We start from the raw sequence: 20465 nt of genomic DNA, 5'->3' as shown, positions 1-20465 counted from the left end.
TTTAAAACTATTATTGATTTGCTAATTTCTTATAGTTTTCTAATCTTTCCATAGCATCTTTATGAGTCTTTTCAAATAAAGCTTCTGCTGCTTCTGGGAATGCTTTAGCAAGTGAAGCATATCTAACTTCGCCCATTAAGAATTCCTTAAAGTCTGCAGTTGGCTCTTTAGAATCTAATGTAAATGGATTCTTTCCAGCTTCTTTTAATTCTGGATTGAATCTATACATTTGCCAGTATCCACATGCAGTCGCTCTCTTAGCTTCTTCTTGGCTGCTTGACATACCAATCTTAATTCCGTGGTTTATACATGGAGCATAACCAATTATTAATGATGGTCCATGATAAGCTTCTGCTTCAGATATTGCCTTAAGAACTTGGTTTCTGTCAGCTCCCATGTTGACTTGTGCTACATATACATAACCATAGCTCATAGCCATCATTCCAAGGTCTTTCTTCTTAGTCTTCTTACCTGATGCAGCAAACTTAGCTATTGCAGCAGTTGGAGTAGACTTAGAAGATTGTCCACCTGTGTTAGAGTAAACTTCTGTATCAAATACAAATATATTTACATCCTCTCCAGAAGCTAAAACGTGGTCAACTCCACCGTATCCGATATCGTAAGCCCAACCGTCTCCTCCGAAGATCCATTGAGATCTCTTAACGAAGTAGTCTTTTTCAGCTAAAATATCCTTAGCAGCTTCTGTTCCTGATTTTTCTAGAGCTGCAACTAATTTGTCCGCTCTTTCTCTAGTTCCAGCACCTTCATTCATGTTGTCTAACCAATCTTGTAATTCAGCCTTAGCTGGATCTCCAGCTTCTATAGCAGCCTTAGCCTTTTCAGCTATAGCTTCTCTTATAGCATTAACTCCTAAGAACATACCTAATCCGAATTCAGCATTATCTTCAAATAATGAGTTAGCCCAAGCTGGACCATGTCCATTGTGGTTCTTAGTATATGGAGTTGAAGGAGCAGATCCTCCCCAAATTGATGAACATCCTGTTGCATTGGCAATCATCATTCTGTCACCAAATAATTGAGTTATAAGCTTAGCGTATGGAGTTTCTCCACAACCAGCACAAGCTCCTGAGAACTCAAGTAATGGTTGTTCAAATTGGCTACCCTTAACTGTTGTGTTCTTCATTGGGTTAGCTTTTGGTGATACTTCATCTATTAAGTAATCCCAAGCTTCTATTTGACCATGTTGGCTCTCTTGTGGCTTCATTTCTAATGCATTTACTGGACAGATTTGAGCACAGTTTGAGCATCCTGTACAATCAAGTGGTGCTATAGCCATAGCATATGATAATGTTTCTTCAGCCTTTATTCCCTTAGCAGCTACAACCTTAACAACTTCTGGAGCTGCTGCCTTTTCTGCATCATTTACAAGAATTGGTCTTATAGCAGCATGTGGACATACTAAAGAACATTGGTTACATTGGATACACTTGTCCATATTCCATTCTGGAACATTTACAGCGATTCCTCTCTTTTCGAATGCTGCAGTACCAGCTTCGAAAGTACCATCTTCCATTCCTACGAATGTTGAAACAGGAAGAGAATCTCCTTCTTGTCTATTCATTGGAATAACTATATTCTTAACGAATTCAGAAGCATTCTTTATTGGAGCTGCTTCTTCATCCTTAGCATCCTTCCATGATTCAGGAATTTCAATTGCAACTATTGATTCGATTCCTCTATCTATAGCAGCATTGTTCATATTAACAACTTTTTCACCCTTCTTACCATAAGAAGTTACAACTGCAGCTTTTAAATACTTAACAGCATCTTCAACTGGAATAATGTTAGCTAACTTAAAGAAAGCAGATTGCATTATCATGTTGATTCTTCCGCCAAGACCTATTTCTTGAGCAATTCCAACAGCATTTATAGTGTAGAACTTAATGTTGTTCTTAGCCATAAATCTCTTGTAGTAAGCTGGTAATTTTTCTTCTAATTCTTCTGGAGTCCAGATAGTATTTAACAAGAAAGTACATCCTGGCTTTAATCCATCAAGAACATTATATTTGTGTACATATGATTGGTTAGAACAAGAAATAAAGTCTGCCTTATTGATTAGATATGGTGACTTAATTGCTTTCTTACCAAATCTTAAGTGAGATACTGTTATTCCACCTGACTTCTTAGAGTCATAGAAGAAGTATCCTTGAGCATACATGTCTGTATGGTCTCCAATGATCTTTATAGCACTCTTGTTTGCTCCAACAGTACCATCTGATCCTAATCCCCAGAACTTACAAGCTGTAGTTCCAGCTGGAGTTGCATCTATATCTTCAGTTACTTCTAATGAAGTATTTGTAACGTCATCAACTATACCTATAGTGAATCCATTCTTTGGTTCTTCTTTTGCTAAGTTTGTATAAACTGCAGCAATATGTCCTGGGTTTGGATCCTTTGATCCTAATCCAAATCTTCCACCAACTATAAGTGGTGCATTTTCTTTTCCATAGTATGCATTTCTAACATCTAGGTATAATGGTTCTCCATCACAGCCTGGCTCCTTAGTCTTGTCAAGAACAGCAATCTTCTTAACAGTTGAAGGAATAGCTGCTACTAATTTTTCTATTGAGAATGGTCTATATAATCTTACTTTAACAAGACCAACTTTTTCTCCATGTGCATTTAAGTAATCTACAGTTTCTTCAACTACGTCTGTAACTGAACCCATAGCTATTATTACTCTATCTGCATCTGCTGCTCCATAATAGTTAAAGCAGTGATATTCTCTTCCTGTTATCTTAGAAATCTCAGCCATGTATCCTTCAACAATTTCAGGTAATTCGTTGTAGAATCTATTAACTGATTCTCTTTCTTGGAAATATATATCTGCATTTTGTGCAGTTCCTCTTGTTACAGGATGATTTGGGTTTAATGCTCTAGCTCTGAAAGCTTTAACTGCATCCCAGTCTACTAATTTAGCTAGTTCATCATACTCAAGTAATTCTATCTTTTGAACTTCATGAGAAGTTCTAAATCCATCAAAGAAGCTTAAGAATGGAATTCTTGACTTAATAGCACTTAAGTGTGCTACAGCTGATAAATCCATAACCTCTTGTACTGATCCTTCTGCAAGCATTGCAAAACCAGTTTGTCTTGTTGCCATAACGTCTTGGTGGTCACCAAAGATGTTTAATGATGAAGTTGCTAGTGCTCTAGCAGATACATGAAATACTCCTGGTAACATTTCTCCAGATATCTTGTACATATTTGGAACCATTAACAATAATCCTTGAGATGCTGTATAAGTTGTAGTTAATGCTCCTGCTTGTAGTGAACCGTGAACCGCACCTGCTGCTCCTGCTTCTGATTGCATTTCCATAACTTTTACAGTTTGTCCAAAAATATTCTTTCTTCCTTGTGCTGCCCACTCGTCTACATGCTCAGCCATTGGTGATGATGGTGTGATTGGATATATTGCAGCTACTTCAGTAAATGCATAAGATACGTGAGCTGCTGCGGTATTTCCATCCATAGTTTTCATTTTTCTCATTGCTCATCTGACCTCTCTTCCATTAAGCTTTATAATTAACTTTAATACTTTAAATAATCTAACTCTATAATTAAATTATAGAGTTAAATTAAGTGAAAGTAATAAAAATAACCACTATATTATAATAAATACTACATTTAATCGTATACCATAACGGTATTTTCTCGCATATCATTATTATAGTACAACGATTTGAAGGTTTCAAATGCCATAATTGGTATAAATATATAGAATATTCGCGTTTGCTTTCCAATATCTCTAATTTTCATCTTATAACACACTGTTATCTTTCATATATTCTACAAAATAATCTTTTCTCCTTCTTTTCCCAACAGACAATTTAACCCTTGTTTCTGTAAATAATCACAAAAAATTTTTTTTTCTTTTTCATCTCCATGAACTAAATAAATTGTTTCTGGCTTTTCCCTGAATGAATCTATCCACTTTATAAGTCCGTTTTGATCTGCATGACCTGAAAGTCCCGGAATTTTATATACATGGCATTTAACATTTCTTATCTTTCCAGCAATCCTTATTTCCTTGTCTCCATGTAATATTTTACTTCCTAGGGTTCCCTTAGCTTGATATCCAACAAAGACGATAGCACTATTTTCATCATCTATATTATTAAGCAAGTGATATTTAACCCTACCACCTTCACACATACCACTGGAGGATATTATAATAGAGCTCTTTTCATCTTTTATCTTTTTTGATTCCTCTACTGAATCAGTAAAAATTAAATTCTTAAAATCTAAAGGATTATCTCCTTGTAATAAAAGCTTTTTAGCATCCTTATCATAATACTCTTTAAACTCATTAAAAACTTTTGTTGCTTCTTTAGCAAGAGGACTATCAATATAGACTTTTGCTTTTAACTCTCCATTTTCAACATATCTATTTAAAATATATATTATCTCTTGAGTCCTTCCAACAGAAAATGAAGGTATAACTACATTACCACCGTTTTTTATAGTTTTCTTTATTATATCTATTAATGACTTATATGAATTTCCTTCTTGATGGTTTTCATTTCCATAAGTACTTTCCATTATAACATACTTGGCAAATTTTATCTTTGCGGGGTCATTAATTATAGGAACATCTATATTCCCTATATCTCCACTAAAGACAAGTTTTGGTTCCGTTTCATCTCCTTCATATATCTCTGTTATTGCAGAACCTAAAAGATGACCCGCATCTCTAAAGACTATATGTATGTCATTACTTAAGCTTATCTCTTCATCATATTGATATCCTTCAATATTCTTTAATGCTTTTTCTGTATCTTCAATAGTATATAATGGACTTAACATCTCCATGCCTTTTTCTTTTCTGTATTTATTTTGATTTTCTATGTTATGTTCTTCAATTAGCGCACAATCTTTTAACATTATTTTGCACAAAGCTCTTGTTCCCTCTGTACACAATACTTTCCCCTTAAATCCCATTTTATACAAAAGTGGAATTCTTCCACAATGATCTATATGTGCATGACTCAATATAACATAGTCTATGTTCTTTGCCTCAAAAGGAAAAGTGCCATTAGCATTTTTACCCCCATCGTCACCTTGATACATCCCACAGTCTAATAAAAAATTTATCTCTTTTCCACTAATAATATGACAAGACCCTGTAACACCTTCTGTAGCACCATAAAATTTTAATTCCATAAAAAATCACCTTATCCTAAAATAATATAATGGAGTTACTTTAAGCAAGTAACTCCATTATATTATTCCCTAAGATACAGATACTATTATAGGTAAATCTATTTTTTTGTATTATCCCTAATTACAGAAATAATAGCATCTACTCCATTCCCTATAGTACTATTATCCATATTCTTTATATATTTAACTCTATTTTTATTTAGTTCATCTAAAGCCTTTAAAAGACTTTCCTTCTTTAAATCCTCTTCTTGAATAACCATGCTATATCCACTTTTTTCAAAGGAAGCTGCATTTAAAATCTGATCTCCTCTGCTAGAATTTCTTGAAAGCGGTATTAAAAGATTAGGCTTTTTCAAAGCTAACAGTTCAAAAATAGAATTTGCCCCTGCTCTAGATACAACAATATCAGCTACAGCCATCACATCCGGAAGCTCTTCTCTTATAAATTCAAACTGTTTATATCCTTTTACATCTTTTAAAGATTCATCTAAATTCCCATTTCCACATATATGAACTACATTATACTTATTTGTAATCTCATTAAGTGACTCTCTTATTGTTCCGTTTATAGCCTTTGAGCCTAAACTTCCGCCTATAACCATCATTACAGGTTTCATATCGTCAAAGTTTAAAAATCTTCTTCCTTTTTCTCTACTTCCTTTTAATAATTCCTTTCTTATAGGTGTTCCCGTAAGAACTCCTTTACCACCTTTTACATGTTTTAATGATTCTGGAAATGTTACGCACAGCTTTGTGGTATATGGAATAGTAAGTCTGTTTGCTAGTCCTGGTGTCATATCTGATTCATGACAAACTATTGGTATTCCTCTTAGTTTAGCAGCTATAACAACTGGAACAGTAACAAATCCTCCTTTAGAAAACACGATGTTAGGTTTTTCCTTCTTAAGCACACTATAAGCATCTTTTATCCCAATTATAACCTTAAATGGATCTGTAAAGTTTTTTAAATCAAAATATCTTCTAAGCTTACCACTTGAAATCTCATAATAAGGTATTCCTTCTTTATTTATTATTTCCTTTTCTATACCATCTTTACTTCCTATGTATTTAATATCATAATCAAGTGTTCTAAGAGTTGGTACTAATGCTAAATTTGGGGTCACATGTCCAGCCGAACCCCCGCCTGTCATTATTATTTTGTATTTACTCAAAAGACATCCTCTCCTCTTATATTTTCACCAATATATATATTATCCACAAAATAGCATTAAGTTACAAGAGAAAAGGCACAAAGTTTATATCACTTTGTACCTAGATATCAGAAAACTCAACTTCAACTTTATTTTTTATATTGTCTAACTGACAGTTTTTAAATTCACCTTCATCTCTCTCTATATTTTCACGAATAAATTCTATAGTGAAAGTTGACCCTTCATTTTCCATACTATCTAAATATATATTTCCACTCATTATTTCAACTAACTTTTTTACAAGTGATAGTCCAATACCAGTTCCTGAAGACTTGTTTGACATTTTGTTGTTAACTCGAGTATACCTATCAAAAATAGTAGCTATTTTATCTTCAGGAATTCCAACCCCCTCATCACTTACGCTTATAGACAAGTGCTTATTGTCCAAATTTAAGAATACATGAATGTTTCCTCCTTCCGGAGTATACTTTATTGCATTAGATAGCAAATTCAACATAACCTTTTCATATTTATCTTTATCTAAATTCACAAAATATTTATTTAGGCTACAATAAAATTGTACTGAAAGTCCTTTCGATGTAGCATAAGATTTCACTGAATCAACTATATAATTAGTTGTATCAATTAAATCAAATACAGAATTATTTACTTCCATAAATCCAGCTTCTGCCTTTGATATATCTAAGATATTATTTATAAGCTTTAACAGTTTACTACAATTATTATTAATAGTACTTAAAGTTCTATCTATATTAGGCCCTATTTCTTTTCCATATATGTTTTTAGCAAGTTGAATAGATGAGCTCATTATAGCAAGTGGTGTCCTAAGCTCATGAGAAGTAATTGCAAAGAAATCATCTTTTATCTTAGTCATATTTTGAAGCTTTATATTGGTATTAACTTCATCTGTTATATCAATACCATAAATGCATATGTGTTTTATTCCATCTGATTCATCTAAATAAGGGGATATTTTTATCTTATAAAATTTATTTTCCCCATTTTTATCTTTTATTTTAAAATTATTTATTATTTCTTCTTTATTTTCCTTTATTACTTTATCTAAAATATTTAAAAATTCTTCTTTTATATCATTCCTAATTATATCTAAAAAATAATTGTTTAAAATTGTTGTATTTTCTTCTTTTAAGATGCATTGAGCCATCTTTTCAAAATCTTCATTTTCTAATTTTACATAAAAAGATGGATAATCTAATATAGCCATAGGTACGTCTATAGTGTATACCATTCTTTCCATTAGCACTCTAGCATTTTCTAGTTTCTTTTCATGCTGCTTAATTTCAGTTATATCTTTAACTGTTATTATCATATATCTAAACTTGTTATTAGAATTATAAACTGGATTTACATTAAACTCTAAGTACTTTCCTTTTTTATTTTGTGGATTCACGTAAGCTACTATGTCTCTTACAACTTTTTTATTTTCAAGAATATACATCTCTATAAATTGTCTTATATTGTATGATTTATTGTCATCTCTTATAACTATATATTTATCTAAGTTTTTTCTTTTATTTTCTATATCAAGATTTGTGATACCTAAAATATCATAAAAAGAACTATTACAAAAATTAGTTTTTTCTATATTAGGCATAACTAAAATTCCCTCTGAAATATTTTTCAATATATCATTCAAATTCAAAAGATGTTGTTTTTCTTTCGCTCTTAATGTATCAATAACATCACATTTGCATTGAAGCTCTGTATTTAATAATTCAAGATTCTGCCTTTCTTTCAGCTTCTTCTCCATTTTATTCTTATAATTTGTGACATCATTAAAGATAACGCTTATCCCTTCAATTTCTACGCCGTCTTCACTTAATGAAACAACATCTAAATTGTACGTTTTATTTAAGTATTTTACTACCATTCTTTTTCGAGTACTCAAATTATGATTTATTATATTGTATAATGGATTGTTTTCTTCTTTTAAGCTTTTACCATCTTCAAGATAAAATTCATTAAAATCCAAAAAATCTGAAATATACCTTTGTATCACTTCATCTTTTCTTTTATTAAAGCTAGCTAAAACATTATCACTACACTCTAAAATTTTACCATTTTTATCCAAGATGTAAATGTATTGCTGAGAACCCTCCATTATGGATCTAACCCATAACTTATTAACCATATTACCTAACCTCTAAAGAATTATTTTACTTTTAATGTATTTAATTCTATAAGTTATCTCAAATCCCTCTAAAAATTTAATATTTTTTAATATTTAATTTACTTTTTCCACAATATCTATCTTAAATCTTCTATAATTAATTGTATACTAGTGTTCCCATTAAATTCGTTTATTTCTGGATAAAAAACTATATCTAAAATTATATCATTTTTATTACCATTATAAAGTTTTCTAAGTTCTGATTCTCCATATTTTTTCATAATAGTATATTCAAAATCCGTTATATCTCCAAAATATATTCCTTCTATTGATAAACCTTCTTTTGATAAGAATTGAAGCTTCAATACATTTCTATTTTTTCCTAATATACTGGCTCTGATAACCTTCAGTCCTTTCTCCCCAAATAAAGGCTTAGGGTTTGCTTTCCCAAAAGGTTCTATCCCATGAAGCTCATCTATTATCTCATAACTTATGGACCTTATTGGAAGCTGCATGTCTAAATAAACTTTAGGTACAAGATCTTCTTTTGTAAGTGGTGAAAACCTATTTAATCTTTCCCTCAATAAATCTATACTATCTTCAGAGATTGACAATCCCGCAGCCATTGGATGACCACCAAATTTAATCAAAAGATCTTTACATTTCAATAGCTCTTCAAACATATTATATCCTTCAATAGATCTGCCTGATCCTTTAGCTCCATTTTCTGCTTTTGTTATTATTATGGAAGGAACATTATATTTTTCTCTTATCCTCCCTGCCACTATTCCAGCTAAACTCTCATGAATATCCGGAACATAAATAACAAAGACACTTTGATCTTTATAATTATTTTTTTCTATGATTTCAATGGCTTTTTCAACACCTTCTTTAGTCATATCTTTTCTCTCTGAATTTAAATCATATAATTCCTTAGCCAATCTGTTTGCAGTTTCTTCTTTTTTAGATAATAGTAGTTCAATTCCTCTTTTCGCATTATCTAATCTTCCCGATGCATTTATGCATGGGCCTATTACAAATCCTAAATGATATGCCGATAAAGTTTTATCTTCTATATTATTAATCTTAAGAAGTGCCTTAAGCCCTATATTCTCTGTCTTATTGAGCATCTTAAGTCCTTCTTTAACGAATATTCTATTTTCATCAATTAAATCAACTACATCACATACTGTTGCTATGGCCACAAATTCTATAAATTTGATAGTTTCATCTTTAGGTATTAAAAATTCTTTATAAAGTATCTCTATAAATTTATAGGCTACTGCTGCACCACATATTTTTTTAAATTTATAAGAGCAATCTTCCTGTTTAGGGTTTACCACACATTGAGCTTTAGGTACCATAAAACTCCTACATCCATTATCATCTTCTATAAAAGGAATGTCATGATGATCTGTAACTATTACCGTCATATCATTTGATACAGCATGGCTTATCTCATCTATTGCTGCTATGCCATTATCACATGTTATAAGAGTATCAATACATTCTTCCTTAGCTCTATTTATTATATCTATATTTATCCCATATCCATCTTTAATTCTATCTGGTATATCATAATCCACTATGGCCCCAACTCTTTTTAATGCACTATAAAGTAAAAATGTACTTATGACCCCATCTACATCATAGTCTCCTATTACTCTTATTTTCTTTTTTTCAAGTATCTTTTCTTTTATTATCTTAGCTGCCTTTTCCACATCCTTCATCTCTTCCGCTGGATGAAGGCGGTTTATACATGGATTTAGAAAGCTTTCTATAAGTTTATCTTCTGTAACGTCTCTATTTACAATAAGCTTTGCTAAAAAGTTGCTTATATTAAATCTTTTAGATATTTCATTATAATTTACACCTTTATTTTTAATGTACCATTTCTTCAACTTCGTCACTTCCTAGCTATTTTATTATTTGAACTATAGGTTTTTTTAAGACTTTACAAGCAGTTTCTATAACTTGCTCTGTAGTTATATCTTCCATATCTAGTTCCATATCATCTTTAAACATTATATTATTTACACAAAGCCATTTAGCTCTTTCTATAGTTCTTTCCTCCATAAATTCTTTTCTCATTTTAATTCTCTTTTTATAAATATCTATAGATTTTATATTCATAAATTCTTCCTTCCAAGAGTCAAGCAAAAAATCTATCAATTCTTTGACCTTGTATATTTCAGACTTATCGCATCCTGCATATATAGTATAAAGCCCTATATTTTTCTCGTATTTTATCCTTCCGTACACATCATAGCTAAGACCATTTTCTGTCCTTATTTTATCATATAGTTTAGAGCTTACCCCTTGACCAAAATACGCATTAAATATGTATAATGCTTTAAGTTCTTTATGTGAAAGAGAACTTATATCAAATCCGTAAAGTATCTTTGCACCAGAAAATCCTTCAACTTGCTTTTCAAAAGTTCTAGGTATAATAGCTTCATTAAGATCCTTAGCTTTAAGTTTTTCATTCACAGGTACCTGTGCCCAAACATCAGAAATAATTTTTATAACTTCCTCATAATCCATGGACGTTACTACGGAAATGACACAATTATTTGCAACATAATACTCCTTGTAAAATTTATTTAAATCATCAATTGTAAGACTTCTTATATTATTTTCGTTACCAATTATTATATCTTTTATCCTCTTAGTTCTATATCCATTAGCTAGTAATTCATCTTCTAAAAGCTGCTCGAAATCTTCTTTCCATTCCTTAGATTCCTGTATAACCACATCTCTTTCTGTAAAAAAACCTTCCTCACTCATAGTAGGATTTAATAATATATCACTATAAAGTTTAAATCCTTTTTCGAAGTCTTCTTTTAATGTAGTTCCGTAATATATGACATATGGATAATTGGTCATAGCATTATTAAATACAAACAGTTCATCCAATATATTATTTATTTCATCTTCACTTTTTGAAGTAGTCCCTTTAAAAACCATATGCTCTAGAAAGTGAGCTACTCCTGTGGATGTATCATCTTCCATGAAAGCTCCTGCATCAAAACCTATAGAAAAAGAAGTTAAATCTCCATTCCTGTGTTCATATATAAAAGTAACCCCATTAGGCAATATTATTTTTTTCATATACAATCTCCTTTGTTGTAAAATCCCGCAATTGTATTATAATATATATGGTGATAAAATTGAAATTTAAAACTAATCTTAAAATACCAAAATCTTTAATACAATTATTAACTTATAGTTTAGTTGGACTTTCTAATATGATTTTAGATCTTCTTATAGTAAATATTCTAATGAAAATCTTTAATACATATAATGGTCCACTGCTTATGGCATTTAACATTATATCATTTCTTCTATACTCCTTAAATGGATATGTACTAAATAAAAAGTTCACATTTAAAAGTGAAGAGAAGTCATATTTAAAATATATGATAGTATTAGGAGGTTCGGTAATAATTGAAAGTCCTCTCTTTTCTCTTCTAACTACCTTTAATATCTTTTCTTTAGACAAAGTATTATGGGCGAATATATGCAAGATCATATCTTTTACTCTAGGTGGTGTTATGTGCTTTTTAATAAACAAATTTTTAATATTTAAAGACAAAAAATCAGATTAAACTTTATGTCTAATCTGATTTTTTATTTTATCTATGATATATCATTGAAGATTTTAATTCTTTTCCTTGTTTTTCGTATCCAAGGTAATTCATTATGGCAACTGCAAAGTCAAAAGCAGTTCCTGCACCTCTACTTGTTATTATGTTATCATCTTTTACAACAATTTCTTCTATATAACAAACTTCTTTAAGTTCTTTTTCAAATTCTGGATAACTGGTTACTTTTCTTCCCTTGACTATACCTGCTGAAGATAACACTATAGGTGCTGCACATATAGCTCCTATAAGTCTTCCATCCTCGTAGTACTGTTTCAATGTATTTAAAACACAAGTACTACTTTGAAGGTTTCTGGTGCCAGGCATACCTCCAGGAAGAATAACTCCATCATATTTTGACTTAACATCACTTGCCTTAATATCTGCAATAACTTTAATATTATGAGCCCCATTGACTTCAAGATCTTCTGAAATAGACACCGTATCACAACCTATTCCAGCTCTCCTAAGAACATCTACTACTGTAAGAGCTTCTATTTCTTCAAAGCCATCAGCTAAAAATAGAATTACCTTTTTCATAAATCATCCTCCTAAACTATTTTTTACGCTATGTCTACTTTTATAATTTTGTCATCCATAACTATAGTCATTATACTAGTTCCTCTTCCAGCTCTATTTTGAAGTTTTATAAAGTTTATATCTATATTTCTTTCTTCTTTATATTGAGTTTTTATTGTTACATAGGATTTATCTCTCGTAACTGATATCTCATCATCATCACTATAAGAATTTAAAATTACTGAACCAAACATAACTTTGTCTTCTTCCTTAAGACTTATAGCAGTAACTCCTGTAGCTATTCTCCCCATAGAATTTACAGAATCAATCGGAAATCGTATTGCCATACCAAGCTCTGTAATTACTAAGGCTTCGCCTCCTGGCGCTTTTATATACTCAACGGCAACAAGTTCATCTCTTTCCTCTTTAAACTTATAACAAGGTATTCCTTGGAAGTCACCAACAAACTCCTTCATAAATGTCTTTTTTATCATACCGCTCTTGGTGAAAAATACAAAAGTATCCTCATCATTATATTGAGTAAATTCTACAACTTTTATTATCTTTTCTTCATCATTCAAAGAGTCTACAAAATCCCATAGCTTTAGATTATTATCCTTAATGCCTTGAACCATAAACCCTTTAATTTTATATACATTTCCTCTATTGGTGAATATCAGTATATCACTAAATGAATTTGCCTTTACCTTTTGGTAAGAGTCTCTTTTATATCCAGAATAAACTCTAATCATACCTTTTTCATTTATGCCTAAAGTAAAATTATAAAACTCTATATTTTCTACCATCTCAACGCTTATTATAAAATCCTTTGAGGATAAGTTTACTATACTACTTCCCAATATATTTCTATCAACAATTTGCATTTCAGGCTCTTCTATGGTGAAGTCTAAGCCTAAACTGCTCTTCACCCTTAGATTTTTTCTTTCCTCTCCATTATCTCTAAGTTCTACAAAAACAAGAGAGTCATTATCCTTAAGTTTTAAAGCTGAAAGCCTGCTATAGTTTGTTGAGAATTTCTCTAGAGATGTTTTCTTAATCATTCCTTTGGATGTTATAAGAACGAAGCACTTATCTGGATTAAATACATCTATAGAAAATGCATTAACTATCTTCTCTTCATTTAAATCTAAACCTCTAATTAAGCTATCAATTCTTTCGCCTTTATCTTTCCACTTGCATTCTGGCAAAGAATTACCTCGAGCTTGATACATATTACCTTTATCTGTAAATAAAATCAGAACATCCTTAGTGTTTGAAGGTATTAAATATTTTCCAAAGTCGCCTTCTCTATATTCTATATCACTTAAATCACTGTTTAATCTATTATAAGATTTTAAAGGTATTCTCTTTATAAAACCATCATTAGATAAAGTTATCATCACATCTTCTGATACCATTATATCTTCTAAATCTATCTTAGCTTCCTTATCATCTTCTATAATTTCAGTTCTTCTGTCATCATTATATTCTTTTTTTACTCTAAGAAGATCTTCTTTTATAACTTTCATAAGCTGGCTTTCGCTGCTTAATATACCTTTAAGCTTCTTTATAAGCTTCTCCAACTCTCTATGTTCCTTTTGGAACTCCTTTATCTCAAGTCCAGTTAGTCTATAAAGCATAAGTTCTAATATAGCTTCTGCCTGTACAGCAGTAAATCCAAATTTATTAACAAGATTCTCTCCTGCTTCTTTCTTAGACTTAGAGCTTCTAATAGTAGCTATTATCTGATCCATTATATCTATGGCTTTTATAAATCCCTCTACTATGTGAAATCTCTTTTCTGCTATTTCAAGTTCTTTCCTTGTTCTTCTTGTAACTATCTCTTTTCTGTGATTTACATAATGTTTTAAAATAGATTTTAATCCCAAGGTTTCAGGTTTTCCATCTGCTATAGCAACCATATTAAAAGTTAAGTTACACTGAAGATCTGTCCTTTTGAATAAGTATTTTAAAACTTTATCTACCACATCATAGTCAGCAGATTTTTTAAACTCAATTACAGCTCTTATTCCTGTTCTGTCAGATTCATCCCTTATATCACTTATAGAATCTAAAGCCTTTGAGTGTCTCTTGTCTCCTGTCATCTCAGAGATATTTTGAAGAAGCTTAGCTTTATTTCTCCTATAAGGGAATTCAGTTATAACTATGCCAAGTCTTCCATTTTCTAATTTTTCTATAGAGGTCTTTGCTCTTAAAGTTACTTTTCCTTCTCCTTTTTCATATGCAGCTATAAGCGAGTCTTTTCCTATAAGAATGCCTCCTGTTGGAAGATCAGGTCCTTTTATATAATGCATAAGTTCCCTTGTACCTATATCATTATTATCTATATAAGCTAAAGTACCATCTATTACTTCTCCTAAATTATGAGGAGGTATGTTAGTTGCAAGTCCGACAGCTATTCCAAAAGTTCCATTAACCAAAAGATTAGGATAACTTGCTGGAAGAACTTTAGGTTCCATTTCAGTTTCAGAATAGTTAGGAATCATGTCTACAACATCTTTCTCTATATCTTTTATCATTTCTAATGCCATAGATGTAAGCCTTGCTTCTGTATAACGCATAGCTGCAGCTCCATCACCATCTATACTTCCCCAGTTACCATGACCATCTATAAGAGGTTTCCTAGTAGAAAAGTCCTGAGCAAGAATTACCATGGCATCATAAACAGATGTATCTCCATGAGGGTGAAACTTACCTAATATATCTCCAACTATTCTAGCAGACTTGTAATAAGGTCTGTCTGGAAAAGCCTTTAATAAATAAGCTCCATATAGTATTCTTCTGTGAACAGGCTTTAGTCCATCTCTTACATCAGGCAAAGCTCTATCTTTTGCAACTTCTACCGCATAAGGAAGATAATTTTCCGGCATAGCTTCTTCAATAGCTACATCTATTATATTATTATCCTTTGGGATATCAATTTTCTTCGCCATATAATTTTTTCGCTCCTTCTATAATGTTAAAACTCTGCATATTTGTACATATAATTTTTTCTAGGTTCTACTACATCGCCCATAAGAAGTGACACCATCTTTTCTGCCTTTGATGCATCGTGTATACTCACCCTATGAAGAGTTCTTGTTTCAGGATTTAAGGTTGTATCCCAAAGCTGATCTGGATTCATCTCTCCAAGACCTTTATATCTTTGAATTACTATATTTTTACCCATCTTCTTTTTTACGCCCTCAAGCTCATCATCACTATAAGCATATTCAAATACTTCTTTTCCTTTTACCTTCTTTGAAATCTTATATAAAGGAGGTTGAGCTATATAAAGGTGCCCGTTCTGAATGAGAGGTCTCATATATCTGTACAAATATGTCATCCATAATGTCCTTATATGGTATCCATCTACGTCAGCATCACTCATTATTATTATTTTATCGTATTTTAAATCTTCTTCCTTATAGTTATCTAAAGTTCCTGTTCCTATTGCTGTATTAAATATCTTAAGTTCTTCAGAAGCTAATACATTTTCAAGTTTCTGCTTTTCAGTATTCATGATCTTACCTTTTGACGGCATTATAGTCTGGAATCTTCTATCTCTTGCCTGCTTTGCAGAACCTCCTGCTGAATCTCCCTCAACTACTATAAATTCATTTACAGTCTTATCCTTCATGGTACACACTGCAACCTTTCCTGCTAGTGGCGCAGTTCCTTTACCTATCTTCTTCTTTTCTGCCTCATTTATCTTTTTTATTTTATCTCTTCGTGCAGCAGCATCTATAGCATTATTGATTATTGATGATGCTATATCCTTATTATCTTCTATCCACTGGCTCAGCTTGACATAAGTAAGTTCATTCATCATAGTATAAGCTTCATTATTGCCAAGCTTAGTTTTTGTTTGTCCTTCAAACATAGGATTTGAAAGCTTTATTCTAACGATAGCAGTTAATCCTTCTCTTAAATCATCACCTTCAAACTCCTTGTCCTTTTCCTTTATTAAATTAAGCTTTTTTGCCCATTCTTTAAATGCTCTAGTCATACCAGTTTTAAATCCTGTCTCATGGGTTCCTGCTTCTGTTGTAGGTATATTATTCACATAGCTTGCTATGTACTCCGTAGTAGAGTCCGTAAATTGCATACATATTTCTCCATACATATCTATACCATTGACAGATTTCTCACCATCAAATAATATCGGGGATTGATGAAGAATTGTTTTACTTTCATTTAGATAATCTATAAAATCTAGAAGCCCTCTTTCAGAAAAATACTCTTTTTGAAAAAGTTCTTCTTTTCTCTTATCTATAAGTCCAAGAGTTATTCCTTTATTTTGGAAAGCAAGTTCTTGAAGTCTTTCATCAATAATCTCCACTTTAAAATCAGTGGTAGAAAATATTGATTTATCTGGCATAAATGTTATTTCTGTACCTGTAAGCTTAGTCTTTCCTACCTTTTCAAGTGCGGTAACAGGAGTTCCTGGCATATTCCTTTTAAGTTCTTTGTCATAAGCATATTCAAATCTCTGCTTATAAATATTTCCATCTTGATAAATGCTAACCTCCATCCATGAAGAAAGTGCATTTACTACTGCAGCTCCAACTCCATGAAGTCCTCCTGAAGTCTTATAGTTTTTATTATTAAACTTACCTCCAGTATGAAGTTCAGTAAATACCATCTCAACTCCAGACTTCTTCTTTATAGGATGTATTCCTGTGGGAATTCCTCTTCCATTATCTATTACAGTTACACTTTTATCTTTGTTCAAGATTATAGTGACTTTGTTTCCAAAACCATTTGTTATTTCATCTATAGCATTATCTAATATCTCCCATACACAATGATGTAATCCCTTTGATCCTGTAGAACCTATATACATACCTGGTCTTATCCTAACAGGCTCAAGCTTTTCTAAGGATGTAAGGTCAGTTACATCATAGGATTTTTTAATTTCTTCTCCCATGTTATTCCTCCTAAGCTCTATATTAAATATTAATTCCTATATTATCTTTGTACCATTTTTCTAAAGCGGCTACTCCTTCATCTACATTTTCAATGTAGAATTTAAATTCAAATTCATAACCCTTCATAGAATTTAAATACATTGGATCGTAATAATCAGTCATAAGCTCTAAAGCAACTTCGTAAAATCCATCATTATTTATCAATTCTTTATAGTGAGCAGCTTTTTTCTTTCCCAAGTATTTTTCCATGTTATCTAGAGCAGATAAGATCTCTTCTTTAGAACTCCCGTGCTGTGTATACTCCTCTATAAGAAGTTCTGCTCTTTCTTCTAAACTTGACTCCACATATATATGATATCCATTTTTCATTGCATCAAATATATCATTGTTAAGTATTATATTACCTATTCTTTTGCTTTCTCCTTCTATAAAAACATAGTTGGTTTTTCTTTTCCTAAGTTCTTCTATAACAAGAGATTCAAACATCTTTTGTTTTCTACATTCTCCAAGACCTACACTTCCAAGCAATGATCCTCTATGGTTTGCACATTCTTCTAAATCAAGCATATCATATCCTTTGGAATGCAGCTTTTTTAAAATTTCAGTCTTTCCTGTTCCTGTTTTTCCATGGACAACAATATATTTTATTTTTGAATTTATAGTATTCATTTCATCATTTATAAATTCTCTATACCCCTTATATCCACCTTTTATTTTATATGCACTAATTCCTAAAGAATTAACTAAGGCAGTTATGCTACTACTACGCATACCTCCTCTAGCACAAAAAAATACTAAGTTTCTATTTTTTTTATGTAACTCCATTATATCATCAAAAATTTGAGGCAGCTTCTTAGATACAGCTTCAATCCCCATCTTTTTAGCCTTTTCAACACTTTCATTTATATATACCGTTCCTATCTCTTTTCTTTCTTCATTAGTGAAAAGAGGTATATTTATCGCCCCCGGAATAGTATACTCTTCATGTTCTTTTGGACTTCTCACATCAATCAATGCATAGTCTTTAAGATTCTCTATAAGATTTTTATACTCTACTGTTTTAAACATTTCTAGCACATGCCTTTCCAATTAAAGTTCCTAAGAAAGCACTTCAACTAAATAGTATAAAGCTTCCTTTTTTAGATGTCAAACTTATGTTCTATAAGCTTCAAATTTCATTTCATATTCACCTTAGATATTATAAACTAAAAATAACAATTTATAAAATCTATTATATAAAAAAACCAGTGATATCTCACTGGTTATACATCGTATATTCCTATCTGTCTTACGTGTTTTGTATGGTTCCATTCTTTGTTATTTTTATCTAACATACCTTGAATAGTTATTGGAATCCAAGTCAAAGTATATAGCCCAAATAACAAGTACCAAAAGAATCTCTTACTTGCAAGTTTTCCTAAGAACATATATGTTACTCCAAAGAAAACTACAAAGTATATTACCTGGCTTATTGCAACCATATAAAAATCAGGATTTTCTCCTATAAATCTTGCCATTACTAAAACATTTGTTGAATATAAAGCTAAAATAGCAAATAACTTTTTGCTAAGTTTAGAGTCTATTAGCATAACAAGTGGAGTAAGCATAAACTGACAAATAGAAAATACCTTCCATATAAATCCTGGCACTAGTGCATTGATTGTAAATATATTAAGTGGACTCATCGCTTGAACAAAAGTTAATAAAGCAGATAGTCCTATTAATAACACTGCAAAAGGCTGTATAACATATAGTGCACAATCTATCACTATCATACTTCTCTCTTTAATTCCCTTTTTCATAAGCTTTGTAAAAAATCTTGAAGCAACATCAGCAAATCCTTGCATCCATCTCTTTCTTTGACGCCAAGATTGTTTTAATGTTAGAGGCTTCTCATCATAAACTACAGCTTCATGAGCCCAGCCTACCTTATATCCGTTTAACACAAGTTTACAAGTAAACTCAAGGTCTTCTGTAAGACAAGTAGCACCCCATCCTAGTTCTTTTAATATATCTGTATCAACTATAAATCCAGTTCCACCAAGCTGATTAGAAAGACCAATATTATGTCTTGCTAATTGAAATAATCTATTTGCAGCCCAGAAAGATACTGAGTATGATTCACTAATCCATGAGTCATGAGGATTCTTGCTGTCTATATATCCTTGAACAACTTTATATCCTTCGCACATATAACAATTCATTTCTGATAAAAAGTTTTGTGATACAAGATTGTCAGCATCAAAAATACCTACTGCATCATACTTTTTATCCATTTTAAATATCTTGTCAAACATCCACTCTAAAGCGAATCCTTTTCCTCGTTTATCCTTGTTAGTTCTTTCAAAAACTTTAGCGCCATGCTCTCTCGCTATAGCAGCTGTATTATCGTCACAGTTATCTGCTATAACAAATACATCATATAATTCTTTAGGATAGTCTAAATGCATTAAACTCTCCACTGCTTTTCCTATAACTACTTCTTCATTGTGAGCCGCTACTATTAAAGCAAATGATTTCTGATTCTCATGTATGTTAACTTTTTTTCTCTTTTTAAGACCAAATAATGATAAAACTACATAATATCCAGACAACACGAATACAAAGATTTGAAAAACCGCTGTAAGTGTGTACATATAATTTCCCATCTTTTCCTCCTAAATTTTATAATAATCAATTTTTATCTCTCCCTTAATTCTAACCTAGTATATCATAAATTTGTTTAAGGCCAGTCTTTTAAGAAATATTCTGATTATTCTAACCATTTCAGAGTTCTCTAACTTATTATCGTCTATTTTTAATTGTATCCTTAGTGAAAGATATATATTCCTATTAATAAAAAATTTAATCAGCGAAAAATTTAATAATATCTTTATTTTTTTTG

The 20465-nt window shown here is 31.3% G+C and carries 12 protein-coding genes; 1 reads left to right on the top strand and 11 read right to left on the bottom strand.

The window, feature by feature from the left end; all coding sequences use genetic code 11:
• Positions 1–10: 10 nt before the first annotated feature.
• From nifJ to KQH81_RS06535, 6 genes are all read right to left on the bottom strand, one after another.
• Positions 11–3511 carry a pyruvate:ferredoxin (flavodoxin) oxidoreductase gene (gene nifJ / locus KQH81_RS06560; protein ID WP_027637931.1) on the bottom strand — a complete coding sequence of 1167 codons (3501 nt, stop codon included), beginning with the start codon at positions 3509–3511 and terminating at the stop codon, positions 11–13.
• A gap of 299 nt (positions 3512–3810) precedes the next feature.
• A complete protein-coding gene (locus KQH81_RS06555) occupies positions 3811–5184 on the bottom strand; it encodes an MBL fold metallo-hydrolase RNA specificity domain-containing protein (protein WP_230029127.1) in 1374 nt (457 codons plus the stop codon).
• Between the two features lie 98 nt (positions 5185–5282).
• Entirely contained in the window at positions 5283–6356 is a 1074-nt protein-coding gene (locus KQH81_RS06550; protein ID WP_230029126.1) for an undecaprenyldiphospho-muramoylpentapeptide beta-N-acetylglucosaminyltransferase, read from the bottom strand.
• 100 nt (positions 6357–6456) lie between these two features.
• A complete protein-coding gene (locus KQH81_RS06545) occupies positions 6457–8508 on the bottom strand; it encodes a PAS domain-containing sensor histidine kinase (RefSeq protein WP_051196184.1) in 2052 nt (683 codons plus the stop codon).
• A 116-nt stretch (positions 8509–8624) separates the two neighbouring features.
• Positions 8625–10388 (bottom strand): single-stranded-DNA-specific exonuclease RecJ, encoded by a 1764-nt coding sequence (recJ, locus tag KQH81_RS06540; protein WP_027637927.1) that lies wholly within the window; start codon positions 10386–10388, stop codon positions 8625–8627.
• A 16-nt stretch (positions 10389–10404) separates the two neighbouring features.
• Entirely contained in the window at positions 10405–11598 is a 1194-nt protein-coding gene (locus tag KQH81_RS06535) for a M16 family metallopeptidase (RefSeq protein WP_027637926.1), read from the bottom strand.
• Between the two features lie 47 nt (positions 11599–11645).
• On the opposite strand from KQH81_RS06535, the gene KQH81_RS17730 reads away from it, so the two are divergent.
• Entirely contained in the window at positions 11646–12095 is a 450-nt protein-coding gene (locus KQH81_RS17730; protein ID WP_074844219.1) for a GtrA family protein, read from the top strand.
• Positions 12096–12122: 27 nt separating this feature from the next.
• On the opposite strand, the gene KQH81_RS06525 is transcribed toward KQH81_RS17730, so the two are convergent.
• From KQH81_RS06525 to KQH81_RS06505, 5 genes are all read right to left on the bottom strand, one after another.
• The gene (locus KQH81_RS06525) at positions 12123–12671 is read right to left on the bottom strand and encodes a DJ-1 family glyoxalase III (protein ID WP_099335696.1); all 549 of its coding nucleotides are present in this window, start codon (positions 12669–12671) and stop codon (positions 12123–12125) included.
• Positions 12672–12694: 23 nt separating this feature from the next.
• Positions 12695–15604: a DNA topoisomerase IV subunit A gene (locus KQH81_RS06520; RefSeq protein WP_027637923.1), complete on the bottom strand. Its 2910-nt coding sequence runs from the start codon at positions 15602–15604 to the stop codon at positions 12695–12697.
• A gap of 26 nt (positions 15605–15630) precedes the next feature.
• Entirely contained in the window at positions 15631–17580 is a 1950-nt protein-coding gene (locus tag KQH81_RS06515; RefSeq protein ID WP_027637922.1) for a DNA gyrase/topoisomerase IV subunit B, read from the bottom strand.
• A 22-nt stretch (positions 17581–17602) separates the two neighbouring features.
• The gene (gene mnmH, locus KQH81_RS06510; protein ID WP_230029124.1) at positions 17603–18649 is read right to left on the bottom strand and encodes a tRNA 2-selenouridine(34) synthase MnmH; all 1047 of its coding nucleotides are present in this window, start codon (positions 18647–18649) and stop codon (positions 17603–17605) included.
• 194 nt (positions 18650–18843) lie between these two features.
• Positions 18844–20229, bottom strand: a complete 1386-nt coding sequence (locus tag KQH81_RS06505) for a glycosyltransferase family 2 protein (RefSeq protein ID WP_027637920.1) — start codon at positions 20227–20229, stop codon at positions 18844–18846.
• Positions 20230–20465: the final 236 nt, after the last annotated feature.

This window comes from Clostridium cadaveris (genome assembly GCF_020911725.1).
Lineage (GTDB): Bacteria > Bacillota > Clostridia > Clostridiales > Clostridiaceae > Clostridium_X > Clostridium_X cadaveris.
Note: the sequence above shows the minus strand (reverse complement) of the source record. Positions and strands in the feature narration are given on the sequence as shown.

Bases quoted from the DNA above. Each gene is read 5' to 3' on its own strand.
- KQH81_RS06505 (WP_027637920.1), bottom strand. From the start codon at position 20,229: ATGGGAAATTATATGTACACACTTACAGCGGTTTTTCAAATCTTTGTA.
- nifJ (WP_027637931.1), bottom strand. From the start codon at position 3,511: ATGAGAAAAATGAAAACTATGGATGGAAATACCGCAGCAGCTCACGTA.
- mnmH (WP_230029124.1), bottom strand. From the start codon at position 18,649: ATGTTTAAAACAGTAGAGTATAAAAATCTTATAGAGAATCTTAAAGAC.
- KQH81_RS06545 (WP_051196184.1), bottom strand. From the start codon at position 8,508: ATGGTTAATAAGTTATGGGTTAGATCCATAATGGAGGGTTCTCAGCAA.
- KQH81_RS17730 (WP_074844219.1), top strand. From the start codon at position 11,646: ATGGTGATAAAATTGAAATTTAAAACTAATCTTAAAATACCAAAATCT.
- KQH81_RS06525 (WP_099335696.1), bottom strand. From the start codon at position 12,671: ATGAAAAAGGTAATTCTATTTTTAGCTGATGGCTTTGAAGAAATAGAA.
- KQH81_RS06555 (WP_230029127.1), bottom strand. From the start codon at position 5,184: ATGGAATTAAAATTTTATGGTGCTACAGAAGGTGTTACAGGGTCTTGT.
- KQH81_RS06515 (WP_027637922.1), bottom strand. From the start codon at position 17,580: ATGGGAGAAGAAATTAAAAAATCCTATGATGTAACTGACCTTACATCC.
- KQH81_RS06520 (WP_027637923.1), bottom strand. From the start codon at position 15,604: ATGGCGAAGAAAATTGATATCCCAAAGGATAATAATATAATAGATGTA.
- KQH81_RS06535 (WP_027637926.1), bottom strand. From the start codon at position 11,598: ATGAAAAAAATAATATTGCCTAATGGGGTTACTTTTATATATGAACAC.